The 10870-nt window shown below is 67.2% G+C and carries 10 protein-coding genes; 7 read left to right on the top strand and 3 right to left on the bottom strand.

What is annotated here, in order from left to right; translation table 11 throughout:
* The first annotated feature begins 229 nt into the window (after window positions 1–229).
* From ACESLR_RS10625 to ACESLR_RS10615, 3 genes are read left to right on the top strand one after another with little or no spacing between them, the layout of a single operon-like run.
* Complete coding sequence (locus ACESLR_RS10625; protein WP_012981920.1) at window positions 230–448, top strand: hypothetical protein; 219 nt, start codon at window positions 230–232, stop codon at window positions 446–448.
* Between the two features lie 42 nt (window positions 449–490).
* Window positions 491–697 (top strand): hypothetical protein, encoded by a 207-nt coding sequence (locus ACESLR_RS10620; protein ID WP_373025874.1) that lies wholly within the window; start codon window positions 491–493, stop codon window positions 695–697.
* A gap of 4 nt (window positions 698–701) precedes the next feature.
* On the top strand, window positions 702–4496 hold the full coding sequence (locus ACESLR_RS10615; RefSeq protein WP_373025873.1) for a PAS domain-containing protein: 3795 nt from the start codon (window positions 702–704) through the stop codon (window positions 4494–4496).
* A gap of 51 nt (window positions 4497–4547) precedes the next feature.
* Here ACESLR_RS10615 and ACESLR_RS10610 read toward each other — a convergent pair whose 3' ends face one another.
* From ACESLR_RS10610 to ACESLR_RS10600, 3 genes are read right to left on the bottom strand one after another with little or no spacing between them, the layout of a single operon-like run.
* Window positions 4548–5924 carry a nucleoside recognition domain-containing protein gene (locus ACESLR_RS10610; protein ID WP_373025872.1) on the bottom strand — a complete coding sequence of 459 codons (1377 nt, stop codon included), beginning with the start codon at window positions 5922–5924 and terminating at the stop codon, window positions 4548–4550.
* Window positions 5925–5943: 19 nt separating this feature from the next.
* Entirely contained in the window at window positions 5944–6798 is an 855-nt protein-coding gene (locus ACESLR_RS10605) for an SDR family NAD(P)-dependent oxidoreductase (protein WP_373025871.1), read from the bottom strand.
* 10 nt (window positions 6799–6808) lie between these two features.
* Complete coding sequence (locus ACESLR_RS10600; protein WP_373025870.1) at window positions 6809–7186, bottom strand: DsrE family protein; 378 nt, start codon at window positions 7184–7186, stop codon at window positions 6809–6811.
* A gap of 164 nt (window positions 7187–7350) precedes the next feature.
* Here ACESLR_RS10600 and ACESLR_RS10595 point away from each other — a divergent pair, with 164 nt between their 5' ends.
* The 4 genes from ACESLR_RS10595 (at window position 7351) to ACESLR_RS10580 (ending at window position 10827) form a co-directional block, all read left to right on the top strand.
* Window positions 7351–7638 carry an FmdB family zinc ribbon protein gene (locus tag ACESLR_RS10595; protein WP_373025868.1) on the top strand — a complete coding sequence of 96 codons (288 nt, stop codon included), beginning with the start codon at window positions 7351–7353 and terminating at the stop codon, window positions 7636–7638.
* A 3-nt stretch (window positions 7639–7641) separates the two neighbouring features.
* A complete protein-coding gene (locus ACESLR_RS10590; RefSeq protein ID WP_373025866.1) occupies window positions 7642–8292 on the top strand; it encodes a DUF502 domain-containing protein in 651 nt (216 codons plus the stop codon).
* Window positions 8293–8391: 99 nt separating this feature from the next.
* Window positions 8392–10176: an aspartate--tRNA ligase gene (gene aspS / locus ACESLR_RS10585; RefSeq protein WP_373025864.1), complete on the top strand. Its 1785-nt coding sequence runs from the start codon at window positions 8392–8394 to the stop codon at window positions 10174–10176.
* 21 nt (window positions 10177–10197) lie between these two features.
* Window positions 10198–10827 carry an esterase/lipase family protein gene (locus ACESLR_RS10580; RefSeq protein WP_373025862.1) on the top strand — a complete coding sequence of 210 codons (630 nt, stop codon included), beginning with the start codon at window positions 10198–10200 and terminating at the stop codon, window positions 10825–10827.
* The last annotated feature ends 43 nt before the right edge of the window (window positions 10828–10870 follow it).

Below are 10870 nucleotides of genomic sequence, written 5' to 3'. Positions count from 1 at the left end.
AAAGCCGCACACGCAGTCCGAATGTACGGGAGCAATCGTCGCCCCGAAACCATCACTCAAACGCTTGGCAAACCGGGGGCGTCCATGTACGCAATGACGTTGCCGGGGGCGGACACCGTGCCTCTGTCCCTTGCGGGGCTTGGCAATGACGGGGTTCGGGTCCGGTGTTTTCACGGTGCGCCGGCATGCGGCTACAATCGGGGCCACCTAACCGAACCGGAGACGCTCGATGGATGTCGAGATGGGAGAAGAGGGTCTGAATGTCCTCGGGATCAGCCGTGAGCAGTGTGCCACCCTGGTGGAGGTCCTGAAGGCCAGCGAGGACCAGCGCTTCATGGATGACCCCGAACTGCGCAAGCTATTCAAGCTGCTGGCTGTGCTGCAGAGCGACCTGTGGGACGACATGACCGCCGGGCAGTTCGACTTCGCCCCCTACAAGAAGCAATAGCCTCATGCGGCGCTTTCCGATGCGCCCGTACCGGAGTCTTTCATGCCCGACAACGATTCCCGCCGACCGTCCAATTTCGTGATCGGCAATATCTTCCTTGGCGCCGCCGCCATCATGCTGTTCTTCTTCGTCTCGCTCTGGGACATCCTGGGCGTGTTTGCGTTGTTGATATGGATGGGCCTTGCCGCTTTCGGGGTTTACTTCATCGTCAAGGACAAGGACATCAATCCGGGCGGTCCGCCGAACTGATCCTGTGAAGTCGTCCTCCCCGGTGGTCGCGCAGCCGGACCCTGCATCGCCGGGGTTGTCCCGGTTGCGTTGGGAGTTTCTCGATTCCCTGGCACCGCGGGTCGCGGAACTGGAACGGCTGGCCGGGGACCTCGACGGAACGGGCGATGACGGCGACCGGCTGATTCGTCTCTACCGGGGGGCCCACACCCTGGCGCAGGCGGCCCAGATCTTTGATGTTGGATTGATCCGCGGTGTGGCCGAACCCCTGCGCGCGGCCCTTGCCGGGCTTCGCCGCGCCCCGGCGGGGCCGGACCGGGACCTGATCCTCGCCGCCGTACGTCGACTAGTTACGAGTGTGGAGGCATACCGCCAGCGTGCCCGCCCGGTGGCCCGGGCCCGTGTACGCCCCGTGGGCGGGCGTCCGGCCGAGTCGCGTGTGCACCTGATCGACGAAGGCGGCGAGGTCGGATGCGAGGTGGCGGGCATGCTCGAGGAGCAGGGCTTCCGTGTCGCCCGCGGTGAAACCGGTGCCCCCGACGACGACCCCTGTTCCGCCGTAGTCCTGTGCGCCGACGCTGTCGAAGCGGACGGGGGCGGGCTCCCGCAGTTGGCCTTCGCCCTCGCGACCGGCCTCCCCGTGCTGGCCGTGGCCCGGGCCTGGAGTCCGGGCGCGCGCCTGGAATGTGTGCGCCAGGGTGTGGCGCGTTGCCTCGACCATCCGCTGGCCACGGATACTCTGGTCGAGCAGCTGATGCAGATCGGTGGCGTGATCCTCGAGTCGGACTATCGCGTCCTGCTCGTGGCCGACGCCGCCCATGCCGAGTTGCAACCGCATCTGGTCGCGGCGGGGCTCGGGGTGTCGATTGCGTCCGATCCCGAGGCGGCGCGCCTCCATCTGGACGAGACCGGGACCGACGTGGTCGTTCTGGACCTGCAGGGCCTGACGGAGCCGGTCGAGTCGTTCGTGGCGTTGCTTCGGACCCGCGACAATGGTGGCTCGGTCCCGCTGCTTTTGCTGACCGAGGATCCCAGCCGGATCAATCAGCTAATGACCGTGCACCCCGGGGTTTCGGGGGTGTTCCTGAAACCGGTGGAGCCGGCGCGGATCGCGGCCGCCATCACCGCGCGGGCGCGCCAGCAGCGTCAAGTGGACGGGGTCAGCCGTTCCTATCGCGATGCGCTGTACGAGCGCGAGCGCGAGCATGTGGCGGTCAACGAGCACGCCCTGGTCAGCATCGCCGACGTGGCCGGAAACATCATCTACGCCAACGATCGATTCTCTCGGGTCAGCGGCTACGCGGTGTCCGAACTGATCGGGCGCAATCATCGCATCCTCAAGTCCGGGCAGCATCCACCGGAGTTCTACGCCGAACTGTGGTCCACCATCGCCTCCGGTCGTGTCTGGCAGGGCGAGGTGTGCAATCGCGCGCGCGACGGCTCGCTGTACTGGGTAGAGACCACCATCGTCCCGTATCTCGGAAGCAATGGTCGGCCCTATCAGTACGTGTCCATCCGCACCGAGATCACCCATGTGAAGCGTCAGGAGCACCGCCTGCGCTCGAGCCAGATCTTCGCCAACATGGGGACCTGGGAGTGGGCACCGGACCGCGAGGCGCTGGGCTGGTCGGAGCGCATCCCGCCATTGTTGGGCTATCCCGAAGGCGGCCTGGAGCCGACGGTCTCCAATTTCTTGGACGCCGTGCATCCTGGTGATCGCGGGCGGGTACGCACCGCCATCGCCAGCAGCCTGCGCCGCGGTTCCTACCTCGAACTGGAACACCGGGTGATCTGGCCGGACGGGTCGGAACACTGGCTGCTGGAACGCGGCGACGTGGTGCGGGGTCAGGACGGCGAGATCCTGTACATGCTGGGCGTGATGCAGGACATCACCAAGCGCAAGAATTCCGAGCTGGCGCTGTCCGACCTGTCCACCCGCCTGCTGGAGTCGCAACGGCTCGCGCGTATCGGAAACTGGGAGATGGATGCGCTTGATGGGCGGATCACCTGGTCCCGGGTGCTCCGCGAGATCTTCGAGCTGGATGCCGAAGACGCGCCGCTTGAACGCGACGACTACCTGACCCTGGTGCACCCGGATGACCGCCATCAGGTCGAGAGCTTCCTGGCTGGCGTCGGCGAGAGTCGGCACCACGAGATCAACCACCGGGTGGAGCTGCCCGGCGGACGCATCCGCTTTGTCCACATGATCGCGAGCGGGCGGTTCGATAGCGACGGCCGATTGACGCACGTCGGCGGCAGCCTGCAGGACATCACCGAGCTGCACCAGGCGCAGGAACATCTGGCGTTGTTCCAGCGCATCTTCGAAGCCTCCGAACAGGGGATCGAGGTGGTGGATCGCGAGGGCCGCTTCGTCTACGTCAATCTGGCGGCTCTGGACATGCTGGGCTATCGTTCGGAGGAGTTGCTGGGCCGGGATTTCCACGAGCTGGGGATCATCCCGGCGGAGAACAAAAAAGAGGAGCAGGAGATCGACCAGGTGCTGGCCGAGGGCGGGGCCTGGACGGGCAAGCTGCCCCAGCGCTGTGCCAACGGGGCCGTGTTTATTACGGCCAGCACGATCGGCGTGTTGCGCGATGCCCGCGGCGAGCCGCAATACGGCTTCAACATTTTCAGTGATTTTACCGATGAATTGCGCCGTCGCTCGGAGCTCCATCGGGCCCGCGAGACGGCCGAGGCGGCCAACCGCGCCAAATCCGACTTCCTTTCCAACATGAGCCACGAACTGCGCACGCCCATGAACGCCGTTCTCGGCTTTGCCCAGTTGCTGGAGAGCGATCCGGCGCTGGATGAACGCCAGCGTGGCCACCTGGAGGAGATCACCCGCGCGGGCCGGCACCTGCTGGACCTGATTAACGAGATCCTGGATCTTGCCCGAATCGAGGCCGGTCGCATGCAGGTCGAGCCGGAACCGGTAGCGCCGGGGCCCGTGCTGGAGGAGTGTCTGTCCCTGCTGGAGCCCATGGCACGCGACAGTCGCGTGGAGCTTGAGCCGGACACCCTGCCGACCGTGATGCTGCAGGCCGATCCGCGGCGGCTGAAGCAGGTGCTCCTGAACCTGCTCTCCAATGCGATCAAGTACAACCGGGCCGGCGGAAGCGTGCGTGTGAGTGCTGCGGTGGGGGACGCCGATGTCCGGATCGCTGTACGTGACAGCGGGCCGGGCCTGACCGAGGATCAGCGCCGGCGGTTGTTCCAGCCGTTCGAGCGGCTGGCGGCGGAGGAACAAGGGATCGAGGGCAGCGGTGTCGGACTTGCGGTTACCCGCAATCTGGTCGACCTGATGGGAGGCGAGATCGGGGTCGACAGTGTGCCGGGGGAAGGCAGTACCTTCTGGTTCTGTCTGCCCCGGGCGCGGGGCCGGCTGCTTCCGGGAACCGGGGATGATGCGGCGATGGCTGACGGCGCCCGTGCGAAGGGCGAGTGCCGCGTGCTCTGTATCGAGGACCACGATGCCAACCAGCGCCTGATGCGCGAGATGCTGAAACAGCAGGGCGCTGCCGATTGCCGAATGGCGGAATCCGCCGCCGAGGGGCTCGACATGGCCCTGCGGGATCCACCCGAGCTGATCCTGCTGGATCTGAACCTGCCGGTGATGGATGGCTTTCAGGTGCTGCGCGCGCTGCGGGCCGAGCCGGAGCTGGCCGCGATCCCGGTGATTGCGGTGACCGCCGATGCCACGGATGCTACGCGCCACCGGGTCGAACAGGCCGGGTTCAACGATTTTCTCACCAAGCCGATCGGAGCGAGTTCGCTCCTGCGGGCGCTGGAAGGCTGCCGCACGAGGCGCCCGACGGACTGAACCGGCAAAGGAATGTACGCGGTGTCGCCTCCCTTCTGGGTCAGCGTTGTCTTAAATAAAGAGAAAGCCGACGATCGTGACCGCCGCAATCACCGCGACCGCGTCCGCGGTCAGTGCGGCGGCCAGGGTGTGGCGCACGCGCTTGATGCCGACGGCGCCGAAGTACACGGCGAGCACGTAGAAGGTGGTCTCGGTCGAACCCTGCAGGGTCGAGACCAGGATGCCGACATGCGTGTCCGGTCCGGTGGCCGGATCCTGCATGATGCCGGCCATGATGCCGTAGGCGCCGGAGCCGGACAGCGGCCGCAGCAGCGCCATCGGCAGGGCCTCGGCCGGCAGGCCGAACGGCGTGGTCAACGGCCCGGCCAGCCCGACAAACATCCCCAGTGCACCGCTCTCGCGCAGCATGCCCACCGCGACCAGGATCGCGACCAGGTAGGGGATGATGCGCAGCGCGACATTGAAGCCCTCCTTCGCCCCCTCCACGAACACCTCGTAGACCGGCACGCCGCGAATGACGCCGTAGGACAGGAAGCCGACCACTAGCCCCGGGATGATCCACGGGGCGATGGCCTGGCCGTAGAGGATGGTCAGCGGGATGATTGCGAGCACTCCGGCCAGCGCGGTCAGCGAAACCCAGGCGGGGTAGCCCTCGGCGGGAACCTCGATGTTCATCGGCTGCTGGTCAGTCGAGTCCACTGTCGGGGCGGCGTTTCGGGTGGGCTCGGCGGTCGCCTCCCGGCCTGCCTCGCGTATCGTGTTGTCCAGCTCGCTTGTGGCATCCGCGGGCGTCTGGCTCGGATCCACGCTACGAGTCGCCGGTGGTGACAGGAAGTAGCGCTGCAGGATCAGCGCGCTGGCGATGCCGGCGATGGTGGCGAACAGGGTCGCGAACAGCGTGGTCGGCAGGATCGCGGCCGGGGCTTCGGAGCCCAGCGAGGCCCGCAGCGCGATGACGCCGGTGGGCAGCAGCGTGATGCTCGAGGTGTTGATCGTGAGGAACAGCGCCATTGCGTTGGTCGCGGTTCCCGGATGGGGATTGAGCTTCTCCAGTTCCTGCATCGCGCGGATCCCGAACGGTGTCGCGGCGTTGCCCAGGCCCAGGATGTTCGCGGAGAAGTTCAGGATCATCGCGCCCATCGCCGGATGGTCCGGGGGCACGGACGGGAACAGGCGTACCATCAGCGGACGCAGCAGCCGCGCCAGCACGGTCAGCAGGCCGCCGGCCTCGGCGATTTTCATCAGACCCAGGAACAGGGCCATCACCCCGACCAGTCCCAAAGCCAGTTCCACGGCGGAACCCGCGGCCTCGATCGCGCCCTCGGACAACGCCTGCATCGGCTGCTCGGCGGGGTCGGTGGAGCGGATCTCGCGGATCGCGGCGGTCGCCACGGCGATCACGATCAGCGCGAGAAAGATCAGGTTCATGCGGCGCCGTGTGCCACGCTCATCGGTTCTCCCCGCGTGATACGCCGCGCAGCACGGCATCCATCGCACGGGCCGGCAGCAGCCACTTGAGGAAGGCGAACAACCGCGTGGGGAAGGTTACGTGATAGCGCACCCGCGGGCGGCGGGCCTCCAGGGCATGCACGACACAGCGCGCGACGGCCTCGGGTCCCAGCGTGAACGGCGCATCGGCCTCGGCGTTCGCCATGCGGACCTCGGCGGCGCGGTAGGTTTCCTGCCAGGGGCTCGATTCGCGCTGGATGTGGTAGCGAAAGGCCTTCAGCGCGTTGGCTCGGAATGCGCTGCGGATCGGCCCCGGCTCGATCAGGGCGACATGGATGCCGGTGCCGTGCAGTTCCTGGCGCAGGGTGTCGCTCATGCCCTCGATCGCGAACTTGGAGGTCACGTAGGCCCCGCGCAGGCGCAGGGCGACCAGGCCCAGTACCGAGCTGTTCTGGATGATGCGGCCCTCGCCGGCGCGGCGCATGGCGGGCAGGACGGCGTTGATCAGTTCCAGCCAGCCGAGGACGTTGGTCTCCAGCTGTGCGCGCAGGGTGGCCCGATTGAGGTCCTCCACCGCGCCCGGCTGCCCATAGGCGCCATTGTTGAACAGGGCGTAGAGGTGGCCGTCGGTTCGGTGCAGGATCTCGGTGACCGCGCTGTGGATGCTGGCGGAGTCGTCGAGATCCAGTTGCAGTGCCTCGAAGCCGTCCTTCTTCAGACGGGCGACATCCTCGCCGCGGCGCGCGGTGGCAAACACCCGGTAGCCGCGCTCGCGCAGTAGGCGTGCGGTGCAGGCCCCGATGCCGCTGGAGCAGCCGGTGATCAGGACCGCGCGCGTGGGAGCTGGGCTCATGGCGGCGGGTTCAGTAGGTGAGTGTGGCGACATCGTCCTCGACGACCTCGCCGATGAAGGCGCCGCCACCCCGCATACCGTCCAGCTCGGGCACGGCGTTGTCCAGGGTCAGCCCGTTCTCGTCCATGGCCCCCGCGCAGGCGTAAAAGCGGCAGCCGGCCTCGTGGGCGTCCTGCATGAAGCTGTAGACCGATTTCTCCTGAGCCTCGCCGGGATAGATCTTGTCCGCCACGCCCTGGCGCAGCAGGCGCGTGGTTCCGGCGGCGAAATAGAGCTCCACTTCCAGATCCATCGCGGCGGCAACAGTGGCCTGGAAGAACGGGGCCCCCAGGGTGCCGGGGCGGTCCAGGTCCAGATTCAGCAGCATGATCACGATCTTTTCGGCCATGACGGGTCCTTGTGTGGTCGTTTCTTCAATCGGGGAATGATCCGCGCTGCGGCTTCCGCGCGCAAACACGGATGGTTGGAAGGGAAGGTCTTTTATTCCCGCGAAACGGCCGCATAATACGCCTCAACCCGCGTTTTCGCGGATACATTCCGAGGATTCCAGCCATGCCCATTTACGAATATCAGTGCAAGGATTGCGGCGAGATCTCCGAGATCCTGCAGAAGATCTCCGATCCGCCGGCCATCATCTGTCCCGAGTGTGGTGCCGAGGCCCTGACCAAGCAGGTCTCCGCGGCCGGATTCCGCCTGGCCGGTGGGGGCTGGTACGAGACCGATTTCAAGAAGGACGGCAAGCGCAACCTCAAGGAGGGTAGCGGTTCGGGCGCCAGCAGCGCTCCGAAGGCCGAGTCGTCCGGCAGCGCCAAGACCGGTACCGCCGCGACCGGTACCTGATCCGTGCTGGTCTCCCTGCGCCGCTACCTGATTGCAGGGCTGCTGGTCTGGCTGCCGCTGATCGTCACCGGCTTCGTCATCAAGCTGCTGGTCGACCTGCTGGACTTCACCATCCTCCTCCTGCCGCCGGCCTGGCGGCCGGAGGCCATACTTGGCTTCTCCATCCCGGGTGCCGGCATCGTCCTGGCGGTCGTGGTCGTGTTCGTGACCGGCGTGGTGGTGGCCAATATCGTCGGGCGCAAGCTGGTGTCGGTGGGCGAATCGATTGTCCGTCGCATCCCGCTGGTCAGCTCGATCTACGGGGCGGTCAAGCAGGTCACCGAGACCGTGCTGTCGGACGGCGGACAGGCGTTTCGCAAGGTGATGCTGATCGAGTATCCACGGCGCGGCCTGTGGTCGGTCGGCTTCATGACCGGGGTCGCGGCCGGCGAGGTGCAGGACCGTACCGAGCACGACGTGGTGACCGTGTTTGTCCCGACCACCCCTAATCCGACCTCCGGCTTCGTGCTGATGGTCCCGCGGGAGGAGGCCATCGAGCTGGACATGACGGTGGAGGACGGCCTCAAGTTCGTGATGTCCATGGGCGTCGTGACCCCCCTGAAAAGCCCCGAGGATGCCCCGGCTCCGGTTGCGCGGGAGCAGGGCAAATCGTAAGATTTCCGGCCTTTTCGCGGGCGCGAGCGGCATGTTCGCCCCGTTTTCCCGACTAACCGTGCAGCCCCAGGTGGGGTGCCCTTCGGCTGGAACAGCGCAATGCGAACTCATCTGTGTGGACGTGTCACCGAGAACGAACTCGACTCGGAGGTGACCCTCTGCGGCTGGGTCAACCGCCGGCGTGACCATGGCGGCGTGATCTTCGTCGACCTGCGCGACCACGCGGGGCTGGTGCAGGTGGTGTTCGACCCCGACCGCGAAGAGGTCTTCGCGCGTGCCGAGCAGTTACGCAGCGAGTATGTGATCCGTATGACCGGCCGCGTGCGCCGGCGCCCCGAGGGCACCGAGAACCCCGACCTGACCACCGGGGCGGTGGAGATCCTGGGTCTCGAGCTGGAGGTCCTGAACGCCGCGAAGACCCCGCCGTTCCCACTGGACGACGAGGACGTCGGCGAGGACACCCGCCTGCGCTATCGCTACATGGACCTGCGCCGCCCGTTGATGCAGCAGCGCCTGCGCCTGCGCGCGCAGGTGACGGCTGCCATGCGCCGCTTCCTCGAGGCGCGCGACTTCCTCGACCTCGAGACTCCGATGCTGACCAAGGCCACGCCGGAGGGCGCGCGCGACTACCTGGTGCCCAGCCGCACGCATCCGGGCAGTTTCTTCGCCCTGCCGCAGTCGCCGCAGCTGTTCAAGCAGCTGCTGATGATGTCCGGCATGGACCGCTACTACCAGATCACCCGCTGCTTCCGCGACGAGGACCTGCGCGCCGATCGCCAGCCGGAGTTCACCCAGCTGGACATGGAGATGGCGTTCGTCGACGAGGCGGACGTGATGGATGTAACCGAAGGTCTGATCCGCCACCTGTTCCGCGAGGTCCAGGGCGTCGAACTGCCCGATCCGTTCCCGCGCATGGCCTATGCCGAGGCGATGGCCCGCTTCGGTTCGGACAAGCCGGATCTGCGCATCCCGCTGGAGTTCACCGAGCTGACCGAGGTGATGCAGGCGGTGGAGTTCAAGGTCTTCAACGGCCCGGCGAACGACCCCGAGGGCCGCGTGGCCGCGTTGCGCGTGCCGGGCGGGGCGAAGCTCACGCGCAAGGAGATCGACGTCTACACCGAGTATGTCGGTCGCTATGGCGCGAAGGGGCTGGCCTACATCAAGGTCAACGATCCGGCCGATCTCGAGGGCGGGCTGCAGTCGCCGATCCTCAAGTTTCTGCCGGAGGATGTGACCCGGCAGATCCTCGAGAAGACCGCGGCCGCTGCCGGCGACCTGATCTTCTTCGGCGCGGACAAGGCCTCGGTGGTCAACGAGGCGATCGGCGCTTTGCGCGTGAAGATCGGCCACGACCTGGACCTGGTCGAGACAGGCTGGCGACCGCTGTGGGTGGTGGACTTCCCGATGTTCGAGTACGACGACCAGGACAAGCGCCTGTATGCCCTGCATCACCCGTTCACCGCCCCGGCGGTGGACAGCCCGGAGGCGCTGCGCGCCAACCCGCGCGAGGCGCTGTCCCGTGCCTACGACATGGTGCTCAACGGCACCGAGGTCGGCGGCGGCTCGATTCGTATCCACAACCCCGAGATGCAGCAAGCCGCCTTCGAGGCTCTGGGCATCGGCGAAGATGAAGCGCGCGCGAAGTTCGGCTTCCTGCTGGATGCACTCAACTTCGGTGCCCCGCCGCACGGTGGTCTGGCCTTTGGCCTCGACCGCCTGGTGATGCTGATGAGCGGTGCCCACTCGATCCGCGACGTGATGGCCTTCCCCAAGACCCAGACCGCCGCCTGCCTGCTGACCGATGCACCGGCCCCGGTCGGCGAGAAGCAGCTGCGCGAGCTGGGCATCCGTCTGCGCCCCGGCGCCACCCAGCAGGCCGAATAGGCCCCGGACCGGTCGGACACCATGGCCGGCATGCGCACCAGCGTCGTTACCGTCCACGGCTGGCACATGTCCGGTCTGGAGATGGCCCTGCTGGCCCGGCGGTTGCGGGCCGCCGGCCACGAGGTTCACGGATTCCGCTATGCCTCGCGGCGGCAGACGCCGGAGCAGGCCGGCCGGGCACTGGCCGACTTTCTGGACGACGTCCCGGGCGATCTGGTGCATCTGGTCGCCCACAGTCTGGGCGGGGTGGTCGTGCGCCATCTGTTCGAGGTCGCTCCGGTGCAGCGCCCTGGCCGCATCGTGATGCTCGGCTCGCCCCTGGCCGGCAGCCGCGTGGCTGCGCGCCTGGCGCGGAACCGGGCCGGCCGCTGGTGGCTGGGCGCCGCCCTGGATCGCGGCTTGCTTGGTGGCAGCCCGATCCTGCGGGGGCGCGATATCGGCATGCTCGCGGGCAGCCGGTCGTTCGGGCCGGGCCCGCTGCTCGCGCCGCTGCCGCATCCGCACGACGGGCTCGTCGCAGTGGACGAGACCGGTGGGCCCGACGTCTCGCGTCACCTGACCCTGCCGGTCACGCACATGGGCATGCTGTTCGACAAAGTGGTGGCGCGCGAGACCCTGCACTTTCTGGAGGCGGGCGAGTTCCTGCCCTGAGGCCTGCCGAGCGCCGTCAGGCCCAGCGTGCACTGTCATCGCG

The sequence above is a fragment of the Thioalkalivibrio sp. genome (genome assembly GCF_041685615.1).
Lineage (GTDB): Bacteria > Pseudomonadota > Gammaproteobacteria > Ectothiorhodospirales > Ectothiorhodospiraceae > Thioalkalivibrio.
This window is presented reverse-complemented; position numbering and strand designations above follow the sequence as displayed.

Coding starts and splice junctions, on each gene's coding strand:
- ACESLR_RS10625 (WP_012981920.1), top strand. CDS start 230: ATGGATGTCGAGATGGGAGAAGAGGGTCTGAATGTCCTCGGGATCAGC.
- ACESLR_RS10620 (WP_373025874.1), top strand. CDS start 491: ATGCCCGACAACGATTCCCGCCGACCGTCCAATTTCGTGATCGGCAAT.
- ACESLR_RS10610 (WP_373025872.1), bottom strand. CDS start 5,924: ATGAACCTGATCTTTCTCGCGCTGATCGTGATCGCCGTGGCGACCGCC.
- ACESLR_RS10605 (WP_373025871.1), bottom strand. CDS start 6,798: ATGAGCCCAGCTCCCACGCGCGCGGTCCTGATCACCGGCTGCTCCAGC.
- ACESLR_RS10600 (WP_373025870.1), bottom strand. CDS start 7,186: ATGGCCGAAAAGATCGTGATCATGCTGCTGAATCTGGACCTGGACCGC.
- ACESLR_RS10595 (WP_373025868.1), top strand. CDS start 7,351: ATGCCCATTTACGAATATCAGTGCAAGGATTGCGGCGAGATCTCCGAG.
- aspS (WP_373025864.1), top strand. CDS start 8,392: ATGCGAACTCATCTGTGTGGACGTGTCACCGAGAACGAACTCGACTCG.
- ACESLR_RS10580 (WP_373025862.1), top strand. CDS start 10,198: ATGGCCGGCATGCGCACCAGCGTCGTTACCGTCCACGGCTGGCACATG.